The following is a 26,013-nucleotide window of genomic DNA, read 5'->3' as shown; positions in this document are numbered from 1 at the left end:
CGGTACGCAGCACCGCATTGTGATGGGGAAGTGATCAAGTGAGCCAAGGACTGCTGTCCCGCTTCGCCGGTTGCCAGCGGCCTCCCTCAATCGGTACCGCTCCCGCGAAGCTAGATTCTCCTGCTGGTACTTGGCCGTCGCTTTCGCGGCGACCTCTACAAAAACTGCCCGGCACGCCCCGCTCGGCTCATGCCAATTGGGCTTTCCACGAGCGAAGGCTTGATACGACGGCCAGCAGTTCAGCGGGCTCAACTGGCTTGGGCACGTGCATCTGAAAACCCTCTTCGAGGGCTCTCAAACGATCCTCGACGCGGGCAAAGGCGGTCAGTGCGATCGCGGGCGCAGAGGTGCGGCCCCGTTCTCTTTCCAGTGCGCGCAGCGCTTTGATAAAAGCATAACCGTCACGGTCTGGCATGCCGATGTCACTGATCACGACGTCCGGTTGCAAGCCCTCTGCAAGGGTAAGCCCTTGCTCGGCAGAGGACGCCAGCTCGACCGTCGCCCCACCACTTTCGAGAACTGCGGAAAGCATGTGCCGGGCATCTTCGTCGTCTTCAACCAGCAGCACCGTGCACCCACCGAGTCCGAAACGCGCCAGCTCAGTGTCTGCCCCTGTCGTTCCCGTCGTCGGATGTACTCGCGCAACCGAAACGTCACCTGTGGACTTGGTGGTGATGGGGGCGAGGGGCAAACAGACCGTGAACGCGGCGCCCTTCCCTGGGCCGTCGCTGGCAACGTGTACCGTGCCGCCGTGCATTTCGACCAGTTGCCGCACGATCGCCAGCCCAAGGCCGAGGCCGCCGTGTTGACGGGTTGAAGACGAGTCGACCTGCGTGAAACGCTCGAAGATGTGCGGCAGGTGTTCCGCGGCGATGCCGGCGCCACTGTCCCTTACAGTGATTTCGATGTGAGAGTTGACCCGCTCCACTGTCACTTGCACCCGACCTCGCTTCGGGGTGAACTTGACGGCGTTGGACACAAGGTTCCACACGACTTGCTGCAAACGCTCCGGGTCTCCGGAAACAGGGCCGGCCAGCGGGTCTACCAAGAGCTGTAGGCGGATGTCCTTCGCCAGTGCCGCCGGGCGCATTGCCTCCACAGCCGCCTCGACGGACTGCGCGGGCGCGCACAGCTGGACATTCAAGCGCAACTTGCCGCTGACGATGCGCGATATGTCGAGGAGATCCTCGACGATCTGCGCCTGCGCCCGCGCGTTGCGGTCGATCGTGCTGATCGCCCTGCGGGTCATCTCCGCATCGAGCGTGCCCATTGATAGCATTTTCGTCCAGCCAAGGATCGAGGTCAGCGGTGTGCGAAGCTCATGCGACACCGTCGCGAGAAATTGGTCCTTCAGCCGATTTGCCTCCGCCGCCTCATGGTAAAGGCGGTACTTTTCTTCCGCCTCTCGCTCAGCGCGCCTGCGCGCTTGGTCTGCCTCCTGAAACAGCTTGGCCTTATTCAAACCGATTGCCGCCTGCGCTGCCAGCGATTCAACCAGGCGCTCGTGAACCTCGGTGAACACACCGGCCGACGCGTGACCGAAGAACAGCCCCCCCACCACTTCCCCGCTCCCCAGCTTCACTGGAACGGCGAGGTACGAGCGCACGGGTAAGTGACCGGCCGGCATACCGTAATGGGGGCTCATTTGCCCGTAGCGTGGATCTTCCTGAACGTCGGCACATCGAATGGTGCCCTCGCCTCGGAAAGTGGGGCCGAATAAACGCGTGGCGCGTGGAAGCGGAAAGCGGTCGAACTTTTCCCGTGGCACCCCTGATAGGCAATAAAGGGTGTAGCTCTCTCCCTTATCGTCGATCACGTTGTAGAAAAAGGCGCCAAACTGCGCGCCGGTTAGCTGTGTCGCGGTGTCCGTCACCGCCTGTACGATCTTTTCGGCCTTTAACTCCTGAAGGATCAAGAGTCCGATTTGCCGCATTGCGTCGCGTTCCTCATCCTGCCGTAGCCTGGGTCGCGCGTCCTGTACCTCGATGACGGTGCCGATGACCCGGCCGTCTCGGCGAATCGGGCTGGCCGTGAAGCTCACGGGGAAGAAGCTGCCGTCCTTGTGTATGAACACCTCTTCGCCGCGCTCCTGCATCCCGGCAGGCGCAGCCCTGTCGATTGGGCACTGGTCGAGCGGGTACGGCCGACCGTCAGGATAGTGGTGATGTATGAACTGGTGTAAGGGCGCGCCCTGTACCTCTTCCAGGCTGTACCCCGTCAGTACCTCCGCGGAGCGGTTCATGTACGCACAGTGCTGCCGGTCGTCCATGACGAACAGCGATACGGTGGCGTTTTCGCAGAGGTCCCTCAACAGGGACAGCTCAGTGGCTTCCGCGGCGGAAGTCCTAAACGGCGGATTCGTCATTCTTCTGCTGAAAGCCAAATGAAAACGTGGATCTACACAGATCAGTTACGGAGGCGGCAAGGAAGACCGCAGCGCGTTGTCCTTCCTTTGCTTGCCGCCAGGATTGTCGCCGTTCGGTTCCTGATTTGCCGGTGCTGCTCGTCTCCCACGCCTTATCTCAGTCGCAGCATTCGGATCTTGCGTTACAGGGATGCGCGCAAGATCGGCCAGCTGCCGCGCTGGTTCGCCGTCTCAACTCTTCACATCCTTGACGGACCTCCGGCTTTGGCATGTCCCGGCACATGACAACGTCGCGGTTCTGTCATGCCCTCAAACCCCTGGCCAAGGGTTGCGATTGCTGGCGCTCGACGATCGCGTAAGCTCGCAAGGCCTCAAGACCGGGGACAATTCCCACAATTTGACACCAGCGTCGAAAGCGTGCCGGTTCAAGGTCGACCCGCAAGATTGTTCTTCCCGCGGCACGTGCCTCCTCGGCACCTTCTGCTTCAAGTGCCAACCAGGCGGGGAAGGACGGCGGAAACTTGGGATCGAACTTGCAGTCTCCTGCCAGTTCCTCGAAGGCAGCAGGGAGGATTGTGATGCCAGCAAGATCTTTTTTCATGAGACGCGAGGACCCTTATCAGCGAAACAGAAACTCATGCAACACTTCGCGCGCGTTTTCAGGCAGATCCCCGAAGCGCAATCCCGCGCGAAAACCGCTGTCCGTCAAGATGCTCTGGACCACAACCACCGACACAGAGATCGCTTGCGACCGTTCAGGGAACGGAACTGCGACTCGGAGCAGCCCTGCAGTCCCAACGCCTGGATCTTGTTCCACAGCGAGACTGATACCACCCAGGCTGAGATCGAGCGCCCGGCATTCCATCTCCCGCCCTGAAGACAGTCGAAGTACGGCGGGCACCCGAACGACCCTGCGCTGGTGAACGCGCCGCTCCTCTTGCATCACAGTGGACTCCATGCGGGCTGAAAATTCAGCGACATCCCTTTCAGCAAGCGGTGTGCCCGTGTGCGCCGCAGCCCTCTCGCCCTTTGCCACCCGATGCGAACCTGCAAGCTGTGTGCGTCACGAGCAGGCACGCGCGGGCGATAGCATTCAGTCTGAACGTCTCGTTGTAGAACCTGTCCTGCAAGGGGCCCGAGGCTGATGAAGACCGGACCAGCGCCGCGCTCGTACCTCTCGGCTTGGTCGGGCGCGCCTGCCCTTTACTGCTGCCGCATGCCTTCTGCACATTTGACTGGCACGGAAGTGCTTAGCGGCATCGAGCCGGGAAGGATGCTGATCTAGGCGCGCCGCTTCCTGATGCGTCCGGGCGGATGCGCCGGCATCCCCTGGAAGTCCTGGTCGGTCGCTTCTTCATGTCTTGGGGCCACGCCTCTTGACGGCTGAAGGGACTGCAAGGGTGCGCTGGCCGCGTTACGAAAAGTGCCAGACTTTCAATATGAAAGAATGCCGTTCTTGGCGCCTGACATGAAAGGCGCGGTGTGTGCATCTGGGAGCTTCTTGTGAGCGTACAACAACGCAACAACGTCCGGGTCTCGGGGAGCGGCCCCGCGACAGTGGTAATGGCACACGGATTTGGGTGCGATCAGAACATGTGGCGCTTCATCGCCCCTGGCCTCGAAAAGCGATTCCGGACGATCCTGTTTGATCTCGTCGGCAGTGGCCAGTCCGATCTCAGCGCCTATTGCCGCACCAAATACGGTTCGCTTGAAGGTTACGCGGACGATGTGCTTGAGATCGTGGACGAATTCGGAGCAGGGCCGATCATTTTTGTCGGCCACTCTGTCAGCGCCATGATCGGCTTGCTTGCCGATCTGAAAGCGCCCGGGCGATTCATGGCGCAAATCATGGTGGGGCCTTCTCCGTGCTACATCAACGTGGACGATTATGTCGGCGGCTTTACGCGGGCCGACATCGAGTCGCTACTGGAAACCTTGGAGAGCAACTATCTGGGGTGGTCCAGCAACATGGCACCTGCCATCATGGGTGCCCCCCACAAACCCGAGCTTGGGGAAGAGTTGACGAATAGCTTTTGTCGCACTGACCCTGAAATCGCCAAACACTTCGCGCGGGTCACCTTCATGTCGGACAACCGCGCCGACCTGCCGAAGCTGCTCACCCCCACGCTGATCCTCCAATGCAGTGACGACCTGATCGCGCCCCTGTGCGTGGGCGAGTACATGCACCGGATGATCCCGAACAGCACGCTCAAGATCATCGAGAACGTCGGCCATTGCCCGCATCTGAGCGAGCCGAGCGCGAGCAGTGAGGCGATGAACGACTTCCTTCGCTCCCTGCAGGCCTGATATGTCAGGCTCAGACGCGGGGCAGCTACCCGATGCGCAGGTGCTGTTTGAGGACGCGGCATGCGGGCTGATGGTGACCTCGCGCGACGGCACCTTCCGAAAAGTCAACAGGACCTTCTGCAGGTGGGTAGGACGCGACACGAAAGAGCTCGTCGGGCAGCGCAAGCTGCAAGAGCTTCTGACGATGGGCGGCCGCATCTTTCACCAGACGCACTGGGCTCCGTTGCTGCAAATACAAGGCTCGGTCTCCGAGGTGAAGCTGGACGTTCTACACCGGGACGGCCGCACGATCCCGATGGTCATCAACGCGGTTCGTCGGGAACATGGCGGCGTGATCTTTCATGAAGTGGCTGCGTTTGTAGCAGAGGACCGGCATCAGTACGAGCGAGAGTTGCTACGCGAACGTCAACGCGCGGAGCAGCTGCTTGCCAAAGAACAGCAGGCCCAAGAAGCGCTTGCGTTGACGCAGCAGCGCCTTCGTCTCGCACTCGACTCCGCGCAGCTGTTTCTTTGGGACATCGACCCTGCCGGTCCCGCCGCGCGATACGAGGACAAAGTCGCGCTCTTGCTCGGGTACGACCAAGCAAGAGCGATCACACGAGAGGAGTACGTGGCGCGGATACATCCGGAGGACGTCGCCGGGGAGGCGCACGCTTACTTGGCCGCACAAAGCGTTTTATCAGGGCGCTATGCTGCCATGTATCGCCTGCGAGGGGTCGACGGAATTGAACGCACGGTCAGTGGCGCTGGGCAGGGATTCTTTGACGGGGCCGGGCGGCTCGTGCAGTTCGTCGGCATTTTGCACGACGTGACAGAGTTGAGCCGAGAACGCGCCGCGGCCGAAGACCGCGCGTTGTTCTCTGAACAAATGATCGGCATCGTCAGCCATGATTTGCGCAACCCGCTGTCGGTCATCAAGTTGAGCGCGGGCTTGCTGAATCGGATGCAACCCAGCGCGGATCAGGCTGCCGTGATAGCGCGCATCAACACCGCCACCTCCCACGCCAGCCGCCTGATCGGCGATCTTCTCGATTTCACGCAGGTGCGGCTGGGCCGTGGCCTCTCTGTCGCCGTCAAACCTACACAGCTGCATCCCGTGGTGTCCAACTCACTGGAACAGCTCGCTCTAGCGTTTCCCCAGCGGCAGCTGGAGCACCGGCGCGTTGGCAGCGGCGAGTGCATGGCAGACGAAGACCGTTTGGTTCAGATTGTCAACAACCTGGTCTCGAACGCTGTGAGCTACGGCGCGCCTGACCGACCAATCGTCGTCATCTCGAGCATCGAGAACGAAACGTTCAGTATTGCCGTTCACAATGAAGGCCCTCCGGTGCCCCCGTCGCTGCTGCCGCAGCTTTTCGAACCAATGACCCGTGGGGACAAGCCCAGCGCGCAACAACGCAGCGTGGGGCTGGGCTTGTTCATTGTTCGCCAGATCGTGCGTGCGCATGGCGGTGAGGTAAGCGTGACCTCTTCAGCGGAGACAGGGACGCGTTTCTTCGCACGGTTCCCTCGTTTGCAGGAGAACGGGTGCAGATAAGACGGGCCGAGCCGTGAAATTTCCTCGTCGAAATGCGATGTGCCGTACTCGTTCCCGTCCAAGCTCTCGCGACGCCTCCCGCCGCATTTTCAGGCTCACTAGATGCGTGCTTCACCGCTGCCCAGATTGAACGTAGCCACGGCAGCGACTAGCTGGCGTGCCTGCTGACGCAGGCTTTCGGCAGCGGCGGCCGATTGTTCAACGAGCGCAGCATTTTGTTGCGTGGCGCGGTCCATCTCGCTGACCGCAGCTCCCACTTGCTCGATGCCTGCCCCCTGCTCCCGGCTGGCAGATGCAATCTCACCAGCGATGTCGCAAACGCGCTGGATGGACTGGACGATCGTCTCCATCTTCGTGCCCGCCTGGTCTGCCAGCTCTGCACCGGCCGCGACGCGCTCCACATTGGCAGCGATCAGCGCTTTGATCTCGCGTGCCGCCGAGGCGCTGCGCTGTGCAAGCTGCCGCACTTCCGAAGCCACCACGGCAAAACCGCGCCCCTGCTCGCCCGCTCGAGCCGCTTCGACCGCCGCGTTCAGCGCCAGGATGTTGGTCTGAAACGCGATGCCGTCGATCACGGTGATGATTTCCGCGACCCGCTTGCTGCTTTCGTTGATCTCCCGCATGGTGTCCACGACCTCTCTGACCGTCTGCCCCCCGCTTCTCGCAGCATCCGACGCGTTGACCGCCAGCACGCTCGCCTGCGCTGCGTTCTGCGAGTTGTGCGCCACCGTCCCCGTGAGTTGCTCCATGCTGGAGGCGGTTTGCTGCAGCGACGACGCCTGCTGCTCGGTGCGGCCGCTCAGGTCGCTGTTGCCTTGGGCTATTTCGCTGGCGGCGAGCGAGATGGTGCCGGACGAATTTCGGATCTCCGCGACCGTTTGGCCCAATCGTTCCTGCATTGCGTGCATTGCCCCGATCAGGCTTGACTCATAGCCGCGGGGCACGCGGATCGCACTGCCGAGGTCGCCACTTGCGATGCGGTGCGCGATGCTGGACGCGACTTCTGGTTCCACGCCGAGCCGCCGCGTGACGCCAGCCGCGATGCGCACGCCCAGCAGCACGCCGAGCGTGACGGCCAGCAGGGTTAGACCAAACACGCCCGCCAGGACTTGCCGGTAGATCACATCGCTTTCCGCCTTGGCCTTGGCGCCCACCTCCTCCTTGCGCTTGGCGAGGTGCTCCACATCGTCAACCACCACCTTGAAGGTCTCGACCGCCACCTTGTTCAATGCCTTGATCTCGTCCGAGACCTGCGGTGGCTCTTGCGTGCCAACGGCCTCGATGAAGCGGCGGCCGTGCGGAAGGTACGTGGCCAGGTCCTGGCGCGCCTTCTGCAGCAACACCTGGTCCTGCTCCGACACGATGAGGGGGGTGGCCTGGTCCAGGCTCTCTGCCGCCGCGGCCACGTGCTTTTCGAAGGCCTCCTGATAGGCTTTGCGCGCAGCCAGATCGCCGGCAAAGGCATACAGTGCGCGGTAGCGCGCCACCTGGATCAGTTCCACATTGGCCTGCTTTACGTAGGAAAGGCCCCGCAGGTGCTTGTCGTACAGCGTGCTCAAGTTGTCGTTCACGGCGGAAACGCCAAAAACGGCTGCACCGCCAGTGACGGCACCCGCCGCAGCAACCGCGAGATATCCGCCGAGTAGGCGTGCACGAAGGGACAATCGATCGAAGAACATGAGGCGCCGATGCGAGGGTGGTGGTCGCGCTATTTCGACCGGTCCGTGCTTAACTTGAGGCGCGCGCGACGGCCGCGGATTGAATGCTGGAACTCAATGCCACTGGCCGCCACTCTTCACATGTGATCTAGTTTCCGGAGGCCCCACTGCATGCGATGCGACGAATTCGGCGGGCTGGAGCAGCGCAGCGCAGTCGCGGAGAGGCCAAGGAGGTAAGTGGTAGCTCACGCAGTTTTCTCACCGTCTCTGCCCCTCCAAGAACGTTTGCAACCGCTCTATTCGACACACGCATAAGTCCTTGTCACCAAAGGACTTCTCCTTGTGCCGGCTAGGAAAGGTAGTCTCTTTTTCAGAGAAGAGAGAGGGAGACGGAATCAAACTGGGGCCAAAACAGGCCCAAAGACACGAAGCCGTGGCACAGGCAGAACCGCCCGGAAGCCGGCGGCAGTGCGGGAACCGCCCAAAGCAAAACGCCCAACCGAGAACGGTTGGGCGTCGTATTCTGGTGGCCTAGGGCGGAATCGAACCACCGACACAAGGATTTTCAATCCTCTGCTCTACCGACTGAGCTACCAGGCCAACGAGACCGAGAGTATACAGTCCTTTTGGACGGCCGGTCAATTGCCGCCGGATCGCTTGTTGCGCGACAGGTCGACGCCCAGCTGCTTCAACTTGCGGTACAGGTGGGTGCGCTCCAGACCGGTCTTCTCGGCCACGCGCGTCATGCTGCCGTTCTCCTTCGCCAGGTGGAACTCGAAGTAGGCCTTCTCGAAGGCGTCGCGCGCCTCCCGCAGTGGGCGGTCCAGGCCGAACAGCTGCTCGGACTGCGGGCCCAGCGTCAGCGGCGTGCCCATGGACTGCTGCGCGGACAAGGTGTGCTCCACCGTCAGCTCGCGCACGCTCACAGGCATCAGCAGGGCCGACGAGGCCGGCGGCGCGGCCGGCCGCGGAGCCTGGCGCGCCAGGCCCTGCTCGACCGAGCGCAACAGCTTCTGCAAGGTGATGGGCTTCTCCAGGAAGGCCATCGCGCCGTACTTGGTGGCCTCTACCGCGGTGTCGATGGTGCCGTGGCCCGACATCATGATGACCGGCATCGTGAGCTGCCCGTTGGCACCCCACTCCTTCAAGAGCGTGATGCCGTCGACATCCGGCATCCAGATGTCCAGCAGCACCAGGTCGGGACGGGTGTGCTCGCGGAAGGCGCGTGCCTGTGCGGCGTTCTCGGCAAGCTCGATGTTGTGCCCCTCGTCGGAGAGGATCTCCGAGAGCAGCGCACGTATGCCGAGTTCGTCGTCAACAACAAGAATGGTGGCCATGCAGTCTCAGCTCCCCGCTTCGGCAACAGTCGGTGTACCGGTGTCGTTGGGGGTGGGATGGGGTGGGGCAATCTTCGAAAATGATATCGAAACTTGCGCACCCCTCACCTCGGCCTCCTCGCCGCCCCCCGTTTCCTCGCCGCCGAGGTTCTTCAAACGCACCCGCGCTTCGTGCTCGTCGGCGATTTTCTTGACGACCGCCAACCCCAGGCCGGTGCCCTTGGTCTTGGTCGTCACATACGGCTCGAACGCCCGCTTCAGCACCTTCTCGGAGAAGCCGGGGCCGTTGTCGCGCACCACCAGCCGCACCGCCTTCAAGGCGCCCTCCTCGGTGCGGGCCGGCTCGGTCAGCACGCATACCCGACCTTCGGCCCGGTCCGCCACGGCGTCGAGCGCGTTCTGCACCAGGTTGTGCACCACCTGGCGCAGCTGACTCGCATCACCCAGGATGGCCGGCAGCCCGGGCGCCAGCTCGACCTGCAGATGTCCGGCTTCGAAGGCGCTGCCGTACAGCGAGGCCACCTCGGACACCAGCGCATTGAGGTCCAGCGGCCGCAAGGTCGCGCTGGGCAGCCGAGCATAGTCGCGAAACTCGTTGACCAGCTGTTTCATCGCGTTGACTTGGTTGACGATGGTCGTCACGGACTTGGTGAGCATCTGCTGCTCGGTGGGGCCCAGCTTGCCCTCGAGCTTGAGCTGCAGGCGCTCGGCGGAAAGCTGGATGGGCGTCAGCGGGTTCTTGATCTCGTGCGCCAGGCGACGCGCCACCTCGCCCCAGGCGATCGAGCGCTGGGCCGACACCACCTCGGTGATGTCGTCGAAGACCAGCAGCTGGGCCTGCTGCGGCAACCACGCACCCCGCACCAGCAAGGTGATGGGCCCGCGCTCGGGCAAGGCGTCCCCCGGCGGCTGCAGCTCGAAGGACTGCTGCCACTGGTCGCGCTCGCCGGCCTCGTTGCCGGCCACGTGCAGCTCGAACAGCCGCGCCACCTCGGCGGCAAAGTCCTGCAGGCTGGGTACGTCCGACAGCGGCCGGCCGCAATAGGCCCCCACCGGCAGACGCAGGATGCGCGTGGCGCCCGGGTTGACCGAGGCGATCAGGCCCTGGCGGTCGATCACCATCACGCCGGCGGTCAGGTTGTCGAGGATGGTCTGCAGGTTGGTCTTGGCCGCCTCCAGCTCGCTCAGGCTGTGCTGCACCAGCGCGCGCGCGTCAGACAGCTGCTGTGTCATGTCGGCAAAGGAGCGCGTCAGCCCGCCCAGCTCGTCGCGCGAGGCGAACACCTGCTTGGGCGTCAGGTCGCCCGAGGTCACCTGCCGCACGCCCTCGGCCAGCAGCAGCAGCGGCCGCGCCAGCTGGTTGCCCAAGGTCACGGCCAGCAGCACGGCGCCAAACACCGCGAGGAACAGCGACAAGGTCAGCGTCCCGATGTACATCTTGCGCAGCCCGTCGCGCGCCAGCGAGCGCTGCTGGTACTCGCGGTAGGCCGTCTGCACCGCCAGCGCATTGGCCGCCAGCGAGGCCGGTAGCAGCTGGGTCACGAGCAGGTAGCGCTCTTCGGTCGCCAGCGCAAAGCTGTTGGACGGCACATAAGCCAGCACCCGGATGCGCGGCGCGCCGGTGTCGTCGTCCAGTCCTTCGAGCTGGCTCACCACACGCTGGCTGCGCGCCTGGCGCAGCAAGGCGCTGGAGGGCCGGTCGGGCGCCAGCGCCTCGCGTTGGATGCCGACACTGGCCAGCGGCTGGCCGTTGGCACCCAGCAGCGCTGCGTCCTGCGCCGAGAGCTGGTCGCGCACGCGCTCGAGCGCCAGCGCCAACGCCGCCTGCCGGCCTTCGCTGCCGAGGCGGTCGGCCGCGACGCGGGTCTTGCTCGCGAGGTCGTTGACCAGGGTATCCAGCGTCACGCGGCCGAGATTGAGGCCGGCGTCCAGCGCGCGCTCGACCTCGACGTCGAACCAGCTCTCGATGCTGCGCGAGACGAACTGGTAGCTCACCGTGTAGATCGCCAGGCCCGGGATCACCCCCACCAGCGCGAAGATGCCAGCCAGCTTGAACAGCAGCCGGCTGCCGAACTTGCCCCGCCGCATGCGCAGCACCAGGCGCACTGCCGCGATCGCGATGACCAGGCCCAGCGCCCCGGCAATCGCGCCGTTGAGCCAGACCAGCCATTCGAAATGCTGCTCGTAGAGGCGCCGGTTGTTGGTGGACAGCGCCAGCAGAAACAGCAGCACCAGCCCGCCGCCGGAGACAGCGATGAGGGAGAGGATCCAGGCCCAGCGGGTGGCTTTGGTCACGGGACGGCGGCGGTGGTGGCGGTGGGTGGGGGTGGATGGAGGCTCAGGTCGGGTCCTCGATCACGACGGTGCTCTCGGCCGAGAGATTCCATTCGGCCTGGCCGCCGATGCCGATCTGGAAAGGCCGCGGCAGCTGCGTCGTGTCGAGCCGGAAGGCGAGCTCGATGTAGTGGCGCTCGCCGCGCTCCAGCTGCGACCCGTCAGCGATTTTCCACCGGCTGACGCGCTGGATCGCCGCCAGCGCGTCGCCAAGCGATTCGTATTGCTGGTTCAGGCTGCCGAAGGTCACGCGATAACGCCGCGTCAGCGGCTGGTAGGCCAGCCGCCAGGTGCGGCTCTGCCGGGCGATGCGCTGGTCGCGCCAGTACCAGCGCGAGCGCCAGGTGCTGGCCTCGGCCACGAAGTGCAAGGGCACGCCTTTCATCAACGCATCCTCGACCGAGCGGGGCAGCTCGAAGGCCGCGCTGAAACCGATCACCAGCCCGTCGTCGTTGCGGCCCACCTCGATGCCGCGCAACTCGACGCCGTCGGCCCGCGCCACCCCGGCCAGCAGCACCAGCAGCGCCACGACCAGCCACGCCAGCCCTCGGCGCCACGCCAAGGCGCCCGCTGGCGCCAACGCGACAGCGGGAAATTCACGGCCAGCAACCCGTTGATCGCGACACACGTTAACACTTCGTCTCAGACGGGGCGCTTTTCAAGCAAGGCGTAGAAGAACCCGTCATGGGCCGCGGCCGCCGGCCCCGGATGGGCTGCCACGTCCGCATTGTGCGGCAAGGGCAGCGCATGCCCGGGCGCGGCCAACTGCCGCGCCTCGCTGTGGCGTTGCAAAAAAGCGTCGATCTGGGGCTGGCCCTCGGCCTTGAAAACCGAGCAGGTGCAGTACAGCAGCCGGCCCCCGGGCTTGAGCAGGGGCCACAAAGCTTCCAGCATGTCGCGCTGGATGCCGGCGAGCTGGGCGATGTCGGCGTCGCGCCGCAACCAGCGCACGTCGGGGTGGCGGCGCACGATGCCGGCAGCGCTGCAAGGCGCGTCCATCAGGATGGCGTCGAAGGGCCGGCCATCCCACCAGGCCTCGGGCTGGCGGGCGTCGGCCGCCTTGAGCTCGGCGCGCAACTGCAGCCGCGCGAGCGTGTCTTCCACCCGAGCCAGCCGCGCGGCGTCGCTGTCGAGCGCGAGCAGGTCCAGCTCGGCCAGCTCCAGCAGGTGGGCGGTCTTGCCGCCCGGGGCGGCACAGGCGTCCAGCACGCGGGCGCCACGGGGCAGCCGGCCGCCCTCGGCCTCGAGCAGCAAAGGCGCGGCCCATTGCGCCGCCAAGTCCTGCACCGACACGTCGCCGGCCTCGAAGCCAGGCAGGCGTGACACCGGGCAGGGCAGGTCCAGCCGCACCGCCTGCGGGCCGATCGCCGTGCCCTCGAGCCCGGCGGCCTGCAGACGCTCCAAATAGGCTTCGGCTGTCGCACGGGCCGCGTTCACGCGCAGCGTCATTGGCGGGCGCTGGTTGTTGGCGCTCAGCAAGGCCTGCCAGTGCTCGGGCCAGTCGCGCTGCAGGCGCTCGATCCACCAGCGCGGGTGGTTCCACTGCGCCACCGGGTCGCGCGCGACGGCGGCGAGCAGCGCTTCGCGCTCGCGCAGGAAACGCCGCAGCACCGCGTTGACGAAGGAGCTGCTCGCGCGCTCGCGCTGCTTGACGGCCTCGACCGCCTGGTCCACCAGGGTGTGCTCGGCATACCCTGCCTCCTCGGCCTCGCAGAGCAGCGCCAGGGCCGTGAGCAACAAAGCATCGACCCAGGCCGGCGGCGCGCGCCGCGCCAGCTGCCCGCGCAGGGCCTGGGCCCGCCCCAGCCCGCGCATCACCTGAAAACTGAGCGCCTGCGTGCCTGGGCGCGCCGGCACCGGGCAGGCGGCCAGCGCTTCGTTGAGGGAAGCGCCGGAGCGCACCGCGCGAACGGCATCGGCGGTGTGGTTCAGCAGGCGCGACAGCGGCAGGGCTTGAGGGGTCGGGGAGGCATTCACGGCCGGCAGTTTAGGCCCTGGGACGGCGGCCTTCCGCGCGGGCCCGTGGCAACCCTGCCGGCAGCGGCTTCAAGCCCATCACGCCAGCGTATCGGCCCAGATGTTCTGCGCCCAGTCCCAGGCGTAGAGGCCTTCGAGCTCGCTCGGCCCCGCCGACACCCCACCGGAACCGGCCACGGGCTTGAAGGTTTTTTCCTCCGCCACGTAGGCGTGCACGCTGGCGACGTGGATGACCTGCTTGGCGTCGACATAGCTGTAGCAGGTGTTGGTCAGCATGGGCGCCGGATCGACCGGCCAGCCGCTCAGCTCGGCGACGATGGCCGCGGCGACCACCTTGGCGTGGGCGTTGGCCATGTGGGCCGACTTGGGCATGCCCGGCGCGATCTGGATCGAATCGCCCAGCACATGGAGGTCCTTCGCGGCGGTCGACTCGAAGTTGAGGTAGTGCACCTGGCACCAGCGCGCGTTGGCGTTGGCGAGTCCGCTCTGCACCGCGATCTGGCCGGCCCGCATCTCGGGCAGCACGTTGAGCACGTCGGCCCGCACGTGGTCGCCGAACTCGAAGCTGACCGTGCGTGCCGCCGCGTCCACCGCCACGGCCCTGTGCTGCGGCCGGTACTCGATGAGGCCCGGGTACTGCTCGGCCCACACCTTCTTGAACAGCGCGCCCTTGGAGGTCACGTCCTGGTTCGCGTCCAGCACCAGCACCTTGGAGCGCGGCTTGGCAGCCTTGAAGTAGCTCGCCACCTGGCAGGCGCGCTCGTAAGGCCCCGGCGGGCAGCGGTAGGGCGCCTCGGGGATGGTCAGCGCATAGACGCCGCCGTCGGGCATGGCTTCCAGTTGGCGACGCAGCGCGGCGGTCTCTGCGCCGGCCTTCCAGGCCTGCAGGATGCGGCCCTCGGCATGGGCGGCCCGCAGGCCCTCGATGCTGTCGAACATCAGCTCGATGCCCGGCGACAGCACCAGCTTGTCGTAGCGGATGCGCGGCCCCGAGGCCAGCACCGCGACCTTCTGCGCCGGATCGATGCTCGCGACCCGGTCCTTCACCATCGTCACGCCGTGGCGCCGGCGCAGCGCGTCATAGGGTGTCGTGAGCTCGGCCAGGGTCCGGCTGCCGCCCAGCACCAGGTTGGAGACGGGGCAGGACACGAAGGCCGGCTCCGGCTCCACCAGCACCACCTCGATCCGCTGGTCCGACAACAGCCGCAGGTACTTCGCTGCGGTGGCACCGCCATAGCCGCCGCCCACCACCAGCACGCGCGCCGTCTCGGGCGCCCGGCCGCCGCTCGCACAGCCGCCCAGGCCGAGCAGCGCCAGCGCCGCCGAGCCTTGCACGAACGTTCGTCTGTCCATCGCTGCCCTCCGCGTCACGGTTTCTGTGCGGCGAAGTAGGCCGCGATCCGGGCGACCTGGCGGTCGTCATAACCCTTGGCGATCTGGTGCATCACGGTCGCGGGACGCTGGCCGCTCTTGAACGCGCGCATCTGCTCGACCAGGTAGGCCTCGGACAGGCCCGCCAGGGCCGGCACGCCGGAGCCGGTGACCGCCCGACCCCGGGTGCCGTGGCAGTGGGCGCAGGTGGCGGAGAGGCTCTTGTCGTAGAGGGCATCGGCCTCGGCGGCAGGGCTCTGGGCCCGCGCGCCACCACCCGCCAGCAGCGCCGCAGCGGCCAGCAGGTGAGCCAGGGAAGACAGGGGTTTCATGGGTCTCCTCGAAGGGTGCGGGATCCGCCCGCCGCACCAGTGCGGCGTCTCAGTCAGTCCCGACGTCGATGTACAAGCCGGCCAGCGCCGGTGGCGCCGGCGTGTCCAGCAGCAAGGCCATCAGACGCAGCGCATCGGCCGAAGGCTCGTCCAGCCGGCCCTGAGGGCTCAGCTGCACCGCCGTGTCGACCCAGGTGCGCAGCAGCACCGGCCGCTGCATGGCCGACAAGGTCGCCACCTCGTAGACCGCCTGCACCAGCGCGTCGCCGTCGGGCAGCCGCCAGGGCGGCAGCGGCTGGTCGCCCATCAGGGCCCGCCAGACCGAACGCCACCACAGCGGCGGCAGTCCGGGTGGTGTGCCGGGCAGGCCGGCCGCGACGATTCTCGCCAGGAAGGCGGTCAACACGGCGATGGCCCTCGCCAGCTCCCGGATGTCCTTGGCGGCGCCCTCGGGCCGCACCGGCGGCCCCCCCAGCAGGCGGCGCATCGCCAGCCACAGCAGGCGGTCCAGCGGGCTCGCATGGCCGTCGGCGCCCATCACGCGGCGCGCCGCTTCGAGCATCGCGCGCCGCTCCACCACCGGCACCGTCGCGCTGCGCCGTAGCAGCAGCTCCAGCACCGGCAGGCGGGCCGCATGCGTCAGCTGCCGGACGTCGCACAGCACGCCGGGCGCCGAGGCCGTCGACTCGGTCTCCTGTTGCCAGGCCTTCAGCTCGGCATCGTTGCCTGGCGTCAGCAGCAGCGCCAGCACCGCCGCCTTGCGCTCGCCCGGACCGTGCCAGTGGCGGATGCGGCCGAGCGCCTCGTCCTGCCCCGACGCCACCGGGTCGAGCACGGCGCGCTGCACCGGGTCGTGCCGCCGCGCCTCGGGCTCGGCCGGCGGCGACAGCACCTGAGCCGCCGCACGCCGCGCCGCGCCGACCGCGAAGGACAGCACCACGCCGGGCATTGGCTCGGTATCGGGGGCGTCGTCGTCCTCGGGCGCCAGCTGGCGCGCCGGCAGCGGGCCCACCGCATGACCGTAGATGCGGCGGATGCGCTCGTTGAGCGGGGGGTGGGTGGCGAACAGCGCCGACCAGCGCAGCCGCGAAACGAAAAACAAGTGCGACAGGCTGTCGGCCTGGGGATGGTGCAACGCGTCCTGGCGTCGCCAGGCCTGGTCGGCGATCTTGCGCAGCGCGCCACCGATGCCCTGCACGCTGCGCGTGAACTTGACCGCCGAGGCATCGGCCAGGTACTCGCGCTGGCGCGACACCGCGGCCTGCAGCAGGCGCCCGGCCAGCCAGCCCAGCGAGCCCACCGCCATCAGTCCGAGGCCGAACAACAGGGCCGGGCTGCGGTGGCCCTGCTCGTCGGGCTCGACCAGCGAGTGGCCGAAGGTGTAGATCATCTGCAGGCCCCACACCAGCCCGATCAGGCGCATGTTGAGGCGCGTGTCGCCGTGCACCAGGTGGCTGAACTCATGGGCCACCACACCCTGCAGCTCGTCGCGCGTGAGCCGCTCCAGCGCGCCGCGCGTCACGGCCACCACCGCGTCCTCGATCTGCCAGCCGGCCGCGAAGGCGTTGATCGCGTCCTCGCGCGGCAGCACCCAGACCTCGGGCGGCTTGACGTTGCAGGCGATCGCGACCTCGTCGACGACGTTGCGCAGCCGTTTTTCGTAGAGGTCCAGTCCCGGCCCGCCGGGCTCGTCGATGCGGCGCCCGCCGGCCAGCCGCGCGACGTGGGCGCCGCCCTCGCGCAGCCTGAGCATCTCGAACCAGCAGCCGCCCAGCACGAACAGCAGCACCAGGCCGGTGTTGGTCTCGAAGAAAAACTCGGGAAAGCCGCTGGTCCAGGGCAGCGTCAGCTTGTAGATCAGCGCCAGCACGCCGTTGACGGCGCCCACCAGCAGCAGCAGCACGGCGACGAAACTCAGCAGCAGGCGCCGCGTGGCGGCCCGGGCCTGGTCCTGGTGCTCGCGGAAACGCATGGTGCCGGCGCCGCCGGGATCAGAACTGCACCCGCACCGCCTGGCGTTCGGCCTCGCTGCCGGTGGACTGCAGCATGCCCGCCGCCTTGAAGCCGAACAAGTTGGCGATCAAGGTGGTGGGGAACTGCTGGGCCGCGTCGTTGTAGTCGAGCGCGGCATCGTTGAAGGACTGGCGGGCGAAGGCGATCTTGTTCTCGGTGCTGGTCAGCTCCTCCGACAGCTCGCGCAGGGTCTGGTCGCCCTTGAGCTCGGGGTAGTTCTCGACCACCGCCATCAGCCGGCCCAGGCTGCCTTGCAGGGCCTGCTCGGCCATCGCCAGGGTGCCCACGGTGCCGGGGCTGGCCGGGCGTGCGCGGACATGCTCGGCCGCGGTGCGGGCCTGGTTGCGCGCGGCGATGACCGCCTCCAGGGTCTCGCGTTCGTGCGAGATGTACTTTCTGGCGGTTTCGACGAGGTTGGGGATGAGGTCGTAGCGGCGCTTGAGCTGCACGTCGATCTGGCCGAAGGCGTTGGAGATCGCATTGCGCAGCCGCACCAGCCGGTTGTAGGCGCCCACCCCCCAAAATACCAGCACGGCCAGGACGCACCAGGCCACGATCTGTGTTGTGCTCATCGGCTCTCTCCTCTTCTCACCTCAGGGTCCCGCGACTCTACGACAGGCGCTGCCGGGCTCCAAGCCTGGGGCTCGGGGGGTGACGACACACGGTCGGGGCCTGGCCCCAAGGGGCAGCCGGTGCCCCGGCGGCCGATGCACCCGACCCTCAGGCCGGCAGGCGCCCCTGCCCCGCGGCCCAGCTTTCGTGCCCACGGCGGCGCAGCTCGCAGGCCGGGCAGCGGCCACAGCCGTAACCCCAGGGGTGGCGCTCGCCGCGCTCGCCCAGGTAGCAGGTGTGGGTGTGCTCGACGATCAGCTCGTTGAGTGCCTCGCCACCGAGCCGGCTCGACAGGCTCCAGGTCTGGGCCTTGTCCAGCCACATCAGCGGGGTCTCGATCACGAGCGGCTGGTCCAGGCCCAGGCTGAGCGCCACCTGCAGCGCCTTGAGCGTGTTGTCGCGGCAGTCCGGGTAGCCGGAGTAGTCGGTCTCGCACATGCCGCCCACCAGCACGCTCACCGAGCGGCGGTAGGCCAGCGTGGCGGCGAAGTTGAGGAACAGCAGGTTGCGGCCCGGCACGAAGGTGTTGGGCAGGCCGTTGTCGGCCATCTCGATGGCGCGCTCAGAGGTCAGCGCGGTGTCGCTGATCTGGCCCAGCAGCGAGAGGTCCAGCACATGGTCGAGGCCGAGCCGCGCGGCCCAGCCGGGGAACTGCGTACGCAGTGCCTGGAGCACGCGCGGCCGGCACTCCAGCTCGATGCGATGGCGCTGCCCGTAGTCGAAGCCCAGCGTCTCGACCTGCGCATAACGCGACAGCGCCCAGGCGAGGCAGACGGTCGAATCCTGCCCGCCCGAGAACAGCACCAGGGCCCTGCGGGGATCCAACGCCTGCTGCGCCTGCGGCTTCATGTCAGCTCCGCACCTCACCCTGTCCCAGCACGATGTACTTGAGCGACGTGAGCCCCTCCAGACCCACGGGGCCGCGGGCGTGAAACTTGTCGGTGGAGATGCCGATCTCGGCGCCCAGCCCGTATTCGAAGCCGTCGGCGAAGCGGGTCGAGGCGTTGACCATGACGCTGGCGGAATCGACCTCGCGCAGGAAACGCATCGCGTTGGGATGGTGCTCGGTCAGGATCGCGTCGGTGTGGTGGGAGCCATAGCGGTTGATGTGGGCGATCGCTTCATCGAGCGAGTTCACCAGCTTGACGCTGATGACCGGCGCCAGGTATTCCTCCGACCAGTCCTGCTCGCTCGCCTCGGCCAGCCGTGCGCCGGCCACCGCGCCGAGCAGCTCACGGCTGGCGGCATCGCAACGCATCTCCACCCCCTTGGCGGCAAAGACCGCGCCGATGCGCGGCAGGAAGGACGCCGCGATGTCGCGGTGCACCAGCAGCGATTCGGCCGCGTTGCAGGGGCTGTATTTCTGCGTCTTGGCGTTGTCGGTCACCTTGACGGCCAGCTCCAGGTCGGCACTGGCATCGACGAACACGTGGCAGTTGCCGTCCAGGTGCTTGATCACCGGCACCTTGGCCTCGCGGCTGATGCGCTCGATCAGCGACTTGCCGCCGCGCGGGATGATGACGTCCACGTGCTCGGGCATCGCGATCAGCCGGCCCACCGCCTCGCGGTCGGTGGTCTCGACCAGCTGCACGCCCTCGGCCGGCAGGCCGGCCTCGCGCAGCGCCTGCTGCACCAGGCGCCACAGCGCGAGGTTGGAGTGGATGGCTTCGGAGCCGCCACGCAGCACGCAGGCGTTGCCGCTCTTGATGCCGAGCGAGGAGGCCTCGATGGTGACGTTGGGGCGGCTCTCGTAGATCATGCCGAAGACGCCCACCGGCACCCGCATCTGCCCGACCGAGATGCCGGTCGGCCGGCGCCTCAGGTTGCTGATCTCGCCCACCGGGTCGGGCAGCGCAGCGACCTGCACGCAGTTCTCGGCCATCTGGGCCACCACCTTGTCCGTCAGGCGCAGCCGGTCGACCATGGGCGCGCTCAGGCCGTTTTTCTCGGCATGGGCGATGTCCTTGGCGTTCTCGGCCTGCAGCGTCGCGCGCTGCTCGCCGATCAGCGCCGCCAGCCTGAGCAGGGCGTTGTTCTTGGCCGCGGTGGAAGCGGCCGCCATCAGCGTGGCGGCGGCGCGGGCCGCGGCGCCCACGTGGGCCATGTAGGCGGAGATGTCGGTAGAACTCATGCCCACGATTGTCGCAAACCCCGCAGCCCCTTGCCGGGCGCTGTTTCAGGCTTGCGGCAACACGGCCAGCAGCGACAGCCACAAGGGCGCCGCCAACACGAATGACAGCGTCGAGACGACGATGGCCGCGGTGGTCTCGGCTTCCTGGCTGCGATAGCGTTGCGCGAACATCAGCGCGTTGCTGCCGGTCGGCAGGGCCGCCGCCATCACGATGACGGTCAGCGGCAGGCCGCGCAGCCCCGCCACGAAGTAGCCGGCGAGCAGCACCAGCAGCGGCATCGCCAGCACCTTGGCGGCGGTCAGCGCCGAAGCGCTGCCGGCCGCGCCCTTCAGGCCGTAGTGCGCGAGCGACATGCCGATGCCCACCAGGCAGACCGGCACCACCGCCTCGCCCAGCATCAGCAGCACGCCGTCCACCGGCTCGGCGATGCGCCAGCCGGTGAGGTTCCAGGCCAGCCCGGCCAGCACCGGCAGCACCACCGGGTGGATCAGCGTATTGCGCACGGTCTGCAGGAGCATGCGGCGCAGGCTGGCGCGGCCGCCCTGCTCGCGCGCGGCGGCCCCGCCGACGTCGAGCTCGACCAGCACGGTCTGCACCGACAACAGGGTCAGCGCATGCACGCTGACGATGGCCAGGTGCATCGACAGACCCTGCTCGCCGAACAGCGCGGCAGCCATCGGGATGCCGAGCTGGGCGGTGTTGCCGAAGGTCGCGGTGAGCGCGCGCACGCTGGGCCCGGCCGGCGAGGCCAGGGCGCGGCGGCGCTGCGAGAAGTAGATCGCCACCATCCACGCCGTGGCGGGGACGAAAAACGCCGCCAGGGTGGACCACGGCAAGGTGGCGATGTCGATGCGCGCGGTGGTGCGGAACAGCAGCGCCGGCGCAAACAGGAAAAAGGCCGCGTTCGACAGCGCGCGGGCCGTCTCGCCGCCACCGAAAAACTTCATCCGCCCGGCGCCCCAGCCGAGCGCCACCACGGCGAAGATCGCCAACAGCTTGAAAGATACGACGCTGGACATGCGCGCAGTATCGCGAGCCGGAGCGCCCGGCGCGCGTGGGAACTGCGTAGCGAGCGAGGCCTTCAGCGGCCGTAGGTGGCGGTGAAGCGGGCCTGGCCGAGGCGGTTGGCGTGCAGCATGAAACCCACCAGGGCCGGCGAGGCGTCGGCCGGCAGGTCGAGCTTGTCGGTCTTGAGCGCGTGCACCGTGAAGATGTAGCGGTGCGGCTTGTCGCCCGCCGGCGGGCAGGCGCCGCCGAAGCCGGGGGTGCCGTAGTCGGTGCGGCCCTGCACGGCGCCGGTCGGCAGGATGCCGCCGACCGTGCCGGCCCCCTCGGGCAGGCTCGTCACACTGGCCGGCAGGTTGTAGACCACCCAGTGCCACCAGCCGGAGCCGGTGGGCGCGTCGGGGTCATAGACCGTCACGGCGAAACTTTTCGTGCCCTGCGGCGCACCGCTCCACTGCAGCGCGGGCGAGCGGTTGCCGCCGCTGCAGCCGAAGCCGTTGAAGACCTGCGCCGTTCCCAGCTGGCCACCGTCGCGCACCTGGGGACTGCGCAGCGAGAACTCGGCGGCGCCGGCCAGGCCGGTCGACAGCGCGAGCACGGCAGCAGGCAGCAGAGAAGACAGGGGAAAGTGATGACGCATCTCGACCTCCTTGTTGTGCGAGCCGAGATGGTGCCGCCCGGGGCGGCAGCCGCGTTAGCCCGCGGCAAGCATTTGCTGTTCGGAAGTCGTCATCGGCGACGGCACGCCGGGCCGCAGCTGCGAAGGCGCGAAGCCGTAGCGGCGCCGGAAGGCCGCGGTGAAGCGGCTGTGCGACTCGTAGCCGCAGCGCGCGGCAATCTCGCCGACCGGCAGCTCGGTGGTCTGCAGCAGCCCCAGCGCGGTCTCCAGGCGCAGCTCACGCACCACGCCGCCCAAGGTCGTACCCTGCTCGGCCAGGCGGCGACTCAGGGTGCTGGGGCTGGTGTGGAACTCGCGCGCCAGCGTGTCGAGGGTCCAGTCGGCATGCAGGCGGTTCGCGATGAGGCAGCGCACCCGGTCCTGCCAGGACTCCTCGGCCGGCTCGAAGGTCCAGCCGCGCTGCGCGAGCAGCAACAGCACCTCGATCAGCCGGTGCTCCTGCAACTCGGCCAGAGCGTCGGGTGCGGCCAGCGTGGCGGCGGCGCGCTCGATCGCCCCGGCGAGCTCGGCATCGGCCCGCAGACCCTGGGCGCCGCGCAGGCGAGGGGTGGCCTGCGCCACGGCATGGCGCGTGTGGAAGCGTTGCACCAGCGGCTTGGACAGCAGCAGCAGCTGGGCCACGTAGCGGCCCTCGGGGGCCGGGTCGTTGATGACGTCCCATTGCGTGCCGGCGGCGACGAGGAAGAGCTCGTCGCGGCGCACGCAGGTGCGGCCGTCGGGACCCAGCAGCGTCTTGCCGCCCGAGCGCACCCAGCCGATCAGGTGCTCCCGCACCGCCACCGTCGCGACCCGGTGGTGCACCCGGGTGGACACAAGCGCGGTGGCGCCGGGCGGTGGCGCGGCGGTCACGGGCAGCTCGGGCACGGCAGCCATGACGCCCCCGCTCAGGACTTCGCGGTCGCCTTCTTGGCCACCGCCTTCTTGGCCGCGGCCCGCGGCGCGCGCGGCTCGAACTCGAACACCACCTTGCCTTCCTTGGCGTCCCACTTCAGGAAGGCCTTGAACTTGCGCCGGGTGCGCGCCGAGACGAAGTTCTCCAGCAGGTCGGTCTTGCCCTCGCCCAGCAGCTTGCCCATCTGGTCGCGCGTGACGGGCTGCTGCAGGATGATCTTGCCGCTCTTGAAGTCGCAGGTCGGGTGCGGGCCCACGCTCTTCTCGCAGACATAGCTGGTGCCGTGCTCGAAGACCGAGCCCTGGCACTTGGGGCAGCGACCGAGCGACTCCTGGTCGCTGAAGTCCACCGCCTCGCCGCCTTCGGCCTCCTTGCGCGCGTCCTCGCCGAAGTCGAACTCCAGCTTGTAGTTGCCGAGCTCCTCGTCGTAGACCAGCTTCAGCTCGGCCGTGAAGGGCCAGCCGGCCTTGGAGCGGAAGCCTTCCAGCGGGCCGATGCGCTTGTCGCGCAGGAACTGCTCGACCTCGGGCAGCTCGAAGCTGCGCGCGCCCGGGATCTTGCTGATCGAGAAGCCGCAGCCGCCGTCCTCGCCGCCGGCACCGGCGCTGCCGACGCAGCTGAAACGGCGGTAGTTCTCCTTGACCACGCCGCCGCACTTCGGGCAGGGCGTCTTCAGGGTCGCGTAGTCGCCGGGGATGGTGTCGCGGTCGTATTCCTTGGCCTTCTGCACGATACGCTGCGTCATCGCGGCGATCTCGTCCATGAAGGCCTCGCGGCTCAAGCGGCCGCGCTCCATCTGCGACAGCTGGTACTCCCAGTTGCCGGTCAGCTCGGGTTTGGTCAGGTCCTCGACCCCCAGGCCGCGCAGCAAGGTCATGAGCTGGAAGGCCTTGGCCGTGGGGATCAGCTCGCGGCCCTCGCGCAGCAGGTATTTCTCGAGGATCAGGCCTTCGATGATGGCCGCGCGTGTCGCCGGCGTGCCGAGCCCCTTCTCCTGCATGGCCTCGCGCAGCTCGTCGTCGTCGATCAGCTTGCCCGCGCCTTCCATGGCGCCGAGCAGCGTCGCTTCGCTGTAGCGCGCCGGCGGCTTGGTCTTGAGGGCATGCACATTGACGTCGACGTTGTGCACCGTCTCGCCGGCCTTCACCGCCACCAGCATGGCGTCATCTTCCTGGGCCTCCTTGCCGTAGACCGCCAGCCAGCCGGGCTTGACCAGCACCTTGCCGTTGGTCTGGAAACTGTGCTCCTGGCCGGCGTTCCGGACCACCGTGATGCGCGTGGTGATCAAGTACTCGGCGGCCGGGAAGAACACCGCGAGGAAGCGCTTGACGACCATGTCGTAGAGCTTCTGCTCGGCTTCGCTCAAGCTCTTGGGCGGCTGCAGCGTCGGGATGATGGCGAAGTGGTCCGACACCTTGGCATTGTCGAAGACCCGCTTGTTGGGCTTCACATAGCCCTCGGCAAGCGCCTTCTTCGCGTGCGGCGCGTAGAGCCGGGTGGCGTCGTCACCGGCCAGCATCTCGATGGTGTCGCGAGCGACCGCCAGATAGTCCTCCGGCAGGGCGCGCGAGTCGGTCCGCGGGTAGGTCAGCACCTTGTGCTTCTCGTACAGCGCCTGTGCCAGCGACAGCGTGGTCTTGGCCGAGAAGCCGAAACGCGAGTTGGCCTCGCGCTGCAGCGACGTCAGGTCGTAGAGCAAGGGGCTGGACTGCGAGCTCGGCTTGGACTCCTCGGTGACGGTGCCGCTCTTGTTGCGTACCGCCTCGGCGATGGCCTCGGCCTCCTTGGCGGTCCAGAGCCGGTCCGCCCGCAGCTCCGGGTCGCCCTCGGTCTTTTTCCACTTCGGGTTGAACCACTTGCCGTCGTACTGCCCGGCCTCGCAGCCAAAGGTGGCGCGCACCTCCCAGTAGTCGCGCGAGACGAACTTGCGGATCTTCTCCTCGCGCTCGACCACGATGGACAAGGTGGGCGTCTGCACCCGGCCCACCGTGGTGAGGAAAAAGCCGCCGTCGCGCGAGTTGAAGGCGGTCATGGCTCGGGTGCCGTTGATGCCGACCAGCCAGTCGGCCTCGGACCGGCAGCGCGCCGCGCTGGCCAGCGGCTGCATCTGCTCGTCGGTGCGCAGCTTGTCGAAGCCATCGCGGATGGCCTGCGGGGTCATCGACTGCAGCCACAGCCGCTTGATGGCCTTGTTGAGGGGACCCTTCGCCGGGGTGGCGTATTGCACGATGAGCCGGAAGATCAGCTCGCCCTCGCGGCCCGCGTCGCAGGCGTTGATGATCTCGGTGACGTCCTTGCGCTTGATCAGCTTGACGATGGCATTGAGCCGGCCCTTGCTCTTGTCGATCGGGTTGAGCTCGAAATGCGGCGGGATCACCGGCAGGTTGCTGAAGCTCCACTTGCCGCGCTTGACGTCGTATTCCTCGGGCGCCTTGATCTCGACCAGGTGGCCGACCGCCGAGGTCACGACGTAGTGCTCGTTCTCGAAATATTCATCGTGCTTGTCGAACTTGCCGACCGAGGGCGTCAACGCGCGCACGATGTCCTGTGCGACCGAGGGCTTCTCGGCGATTACCAATGCTTTGCTCATCGTACTCACTACTGCTCAGAGGATTCCAGTGCCGGGCGCGAGGCCTTGCGCAACACACCCTGTCCTCGGCCGGACGGCACCACAGGTGCCGGTCCGCCCCGCCCACCGCGCCGCGGCGCCGGGGACGAGCCCTTGGGCCTTGGCAAGGAGGATGCCACGCGCTGCGCCTGGCGCCACGGACCAGCCGGGCGACAGGGACAAGACAGCAGGCTGTGGACGGGAAGGGTCATCGGTGCCGATCTCCTCGGGAATTGACTTCTCAGCGAGGGAGCCGCCTACAATGCCGGCTCCTCGCGCGTACGCGCACGCACGCATGCGCGCTCAATTTCAATGTACCCAAAGTCATCCATGACGCAAGCCCGGCCGTCTCGCGCCCCCGCGCCTCGCTCTCCTGCCGAGCAGCCCGCCCCCAAGACCCCCACGGGCCGCCGCATCCAGGTGCGCCGCTCGGGCATCCACGGCAAGGGGGTCTACGCCCTCACCGCCTTCAAGCAGGGCGAGACCATCATCGAATACCTGGGCGAGGTCATCAGCTGGGAAGAGGCGCTGCGCCGCCATCCGCACGACCCCAAGGACCCGCACCATACCTTCTACTTCCACATCGACGACCAGCATGTCATCGACGGCAAGTACAAGGGCAACTCGGCGCGCTGGATCAACCACGCCTGTGATCCCAACTGCGAGGCCGACGAGATCGACGGCCGCGTGTTCGTGAAGGCGCTGCGCGACATCGAGCCGGGGGAGGAGCTGTTCTACGACTACGGCCTGGTCATCGACGCACGCTACACCGCCAAGCTGAAGAAGGAATACGAGTGCCGCTGCGGCAGCAGCCGGTGCCGGGGCACGATGTTGGCGCCCAAGCGCTGAGGCCG

21 protein-coding genes and 1 tRNA gene are annotated in these 26,013 nt (G+C 67.3%); 3 read left to right on the top strand and 19 right to left on the bottom strand.

Annotated elements, in window-relative coordinates:
- Positions 1-187 precede the first annotated feature (187 nt).
- From OOT46_RS02335 to OOT46_RS02325, 3 genes are all read right to left on the bottom strand, one after another.
- A complete protein-coding gene (locus OOT46_RS02335; protein WP_265401968.1) occupies positions 188-2,365 on the bottom strand; it encodes an ATP-binding protein in 2,178 nt (725 codons plus the stop codon).
- Between the two features lie 301 nt (positions 2,366-2,666).
- Positions 2,667-2,966: a hypothetical protein gene (locus tag OOT46_RS02330; protein ID WP_265401967.1), complete on the bottom strand. Its 300-nt coding sequence runs from the start codon at positions 2,964-2,966 to the stop codon at positions 2,667-2,669.
- Positions 2,967-2,984: 18 nt separating this feature from the next.
- Positions 2,985-3,323 (bottom strand): PilZ domain-containing protein, encoded by a 339-nt coding sequence (locus OOT46_RS02325; RefSeq protein WP_265401966.1) that lies wholly within the window; start codon positions 3,321-3,323, stop codon positions 2,985-2,987.
- Positions 3,324-3,868: 545 nt separating this feature from the next.
- On the opposite strand from OOT46_RS02325, the gene OOT46_RS02320 reads away from it, so the two are divergent.
- Positions 3,869-4,672, top strand: a complete 804-nt coding sequence (locus OOT46_RS02320; protein WP_265401965.1) for an alpha/beta fold hydrolase — start codon at positions 3,869-3,871, stop codon at positions 4,670-4,672.
- A gap of 1 nt (position 4,673) precedes the next feature.
- A complete protein-coding gene (locus OOT46_RS02315) occupies positions 4,674-6,209 on the top strand; it encodes a sensor histidine kinase (protein ID WP_265401964.1) in 1,536 nt (511 codons plus the stop codon).
- Positions 6,210-6,307: 98 nt separating this feature from the next.
- Here OOT46_RS02315 and OOT46_RS30750 read toward each other — a convergent pair whose 3' ends face one another.
- The 16 genes from OOT46_RS30750 to OOT46_RS02230 all read right to left on the bottom strand — a co-directional run bounded on the left by OOT46_RS30750 (position 6,308) and on the right by OOT46_RS02230 (position 25,141).
- Entirely contained in the window at positions 6,308-7,888 is a 1,581-nt protein-coding gene (locus OOT46_RS30750) for a methyl-accepting chemotaxis protein (protein ID WP_322114221.1), read from the bottom strand.
- A gap of 503 nt (positions 7,889-8,391) precedes the next feature.
- A tRNA-Phe gene (locus tag OOT46_RS02300) sits at positions 8,392-8,467 on the bottom strand.
- Positions 8,468-8,505: 38 nt separating this feature from the next.
- The gene (locus OOT46_RS02295; protein WP_265401963.1) at positions 8,506-9,204 is read right to left on the bottom strand and encodes a response regulator; all 699 of its coding nucleotides are present in this window, start codon (positions 9,202-9,204) and stop codon (positions 8,506-8,508) included.
- A 6-nt stretch (positions 9,205-9,210) separates the two neighbouring features.
- Positions 9,211-11,499 (bottom strand): sensor histidine kinase, encoded by a 2,289-nt coding sequence (locus OOT46_RS02290; RefSeq protein WP_265401962.1) that lies wholly within the window; start codon positions 11,497-11,499, stop codon positions 9,211-9,213.
- A 43-nt stretch (positions 11,500-11,542) separates the two neighbouring features.
- A complete protein-coding gene (locus OOT46_RS02285) occupies positions 11,543-12,100 on the bottom strand; it encodes a DUF4390 domain-containing protein (protein ID WP_265401961.1) in 558 nt (185 codons plus the stop codon).
- An 80-nt stretch (positions 12,101-12,180) separates the two neighbouring features.
- Positions 12,181-13,515, bottom strand: coding sequence for a 16S rRNA (cytosine(967)-C(5))-methyltransferase RsmB (gene rsmB, locus OOT46_RS02280; protein WP_265401960.1), 1,335 nt, complete (start codon positions 13,513-13,515; stop codon positions 12,181-12,183).
- Between the two features lie 78 nt (positions 13,516-13,593).
- The gene (locus OOT46_RS02275) at positions 13,594-14,868 is read right to left on the bottom strand and encodes an NAD(P)/FAD-dependent oxidoreductase (protein WP_265401959.1); all 1,275 of its coding nucleotides are present in this window, start codon (positions 14,866-14,868) and stop codon (positions 13,594-13,596) included.
- A 14-nt stretch (positions 14,869-14,882) separates the two neighbouring features.
- Positions 14,883-15,218: a c-type cytochrome gene (locus OOT46_RS02270; protein WP_265401958.1), complete on the bottom strand. Its 336-nt coding sequence runs from the start codon at positions 15,216-15,218 to the stop codon at positions 14,883-14,885.
- Between the two features lie 49 nt (positions 15,219-15,267).
- On the bottom strand, positions 15,268-17,190 hold the full coding sequence (locus OOT46_RS02265) for a M48 family metallopeptidase (protein ID WP_265401957.1): 1,923 nt from the start codon (positions 17,188-17,190) through the stop codon (positions 15,268-15,270).
- A 19-nt stretch (positions 17,191-17,209) separates the two neighbouring features.
- Positions 17,210-17,803 (bottom strand): LemA family protein, encoded by a 594-nt coding sequence (locus OOT46_RS02260; protein ID WP_265401956.1) that lies wholly within the window; start codon positions 17,801-17,803, stop codon positions 17,210-17,212.
- Positions 17,804-17,951: 148 nt separating this feature from the next.
- Complete coding sequence (gene queC / locus OOT46_RS02255; RefSeq protein ID WP_265401955.1) at positions 17,952-18,692, bottom strand: 7-cyano-7-deazaguanine synthase QueC; 741 nt, start codon at positions 18,690-18,692, stop codon at positions 17,952-17,954.
- Between the two features lies 1 nt (position 18,693).
- Positions 18,694-19,974 (bottom strand): glutamate-5-semialdehyde dehydrogenase, encoded by a 1,281-nt coding sequence (locus tag OOT46_RS02250; RefSeq protein ID WP_265401954.1) that lies wholly within the window; start codon positions 19,972-19,974, stop codon positions 18,694-18,696.
- A gap of 45 nt (positions 19,975-20,019) precedes the next feature.
- The gene (locus tag OOT46_RS02245; RefSeq protein ID WP_265401953.1) at positions 20,020-20,994 is read right to left on the bottom strand and encodes an AEC family transporter; all 975 of its coding nucleotides are present in this window, start codon (positions 20,992-20,994) and stop codon (positions 20,020-20,022) included.
- A 62-nt stretch (positions 20,995-21,056) separates the two neighbouring features.
- Positions 21,057-21,620, bottom strand: a complete 564-nt coding sequence (locus OOT46_RS02240; protein WP_322114220.1) for a YbhB/YbcL family Raf kinase inhibitor-like protein — start codon at positions 21,618-21,620, stop codon at positions 21,057-21,059.
- Between the two features lie 54 nt (positions 21,621-21,674).
- Entirely contained in the window at positions 21,675-22,532 is an 858-nt protein-coding gene (locus OOT46_RS02235; RefSeq protein WP_265401952.1) for a helix-turn-helix transcriptional regulator, read from the bottom strand.
- Between the two features lie 11 nt (positions 22,533-22,543).
- On the bottom strand, positions 22,544-25,141 hold the full coding sequence (locus tag OOT46_RS02230) for a DNA topoisomerase III (protein WP_265401951.1): 2,598 nt from the start codon (positions 25,139-25,141) through the stop codon (positions 22,544-22,546).
- A gap of 348 nt (positions 25,142-25,489) precedes the next feature.
- On the opposite strand from OOT46_RS02230, the gene OOT46_RS02225 reads away from it, so the two are divergent.
- Positions 25,490-26,008: an SET domain-containing protein gene (locus OOT46_RS02225; protein ID WP_265401950.1), complete on the top strand. Its 519-nt coding sequence runs from the start codon at positions 25,490-25,492 to the stop codon at positions 26,006-26,008.
- Positions 26,009-26,013: the final 5 nt, after the last annotated feature.

The organism is Aquabacterium sp. A7-Y (assembly GCF_026153205.1).
Taxonomy (GTDB): Bacteria; Pseudomonadota; Gammaproteobacteria; order Burkholderiales; family Burkholderiaceae_C; genus Caldimonas.
Note: the sequence above shows the minus strand (reverse complement) of the source record. Positions and strands in the feature narration are given on the sequence as shown.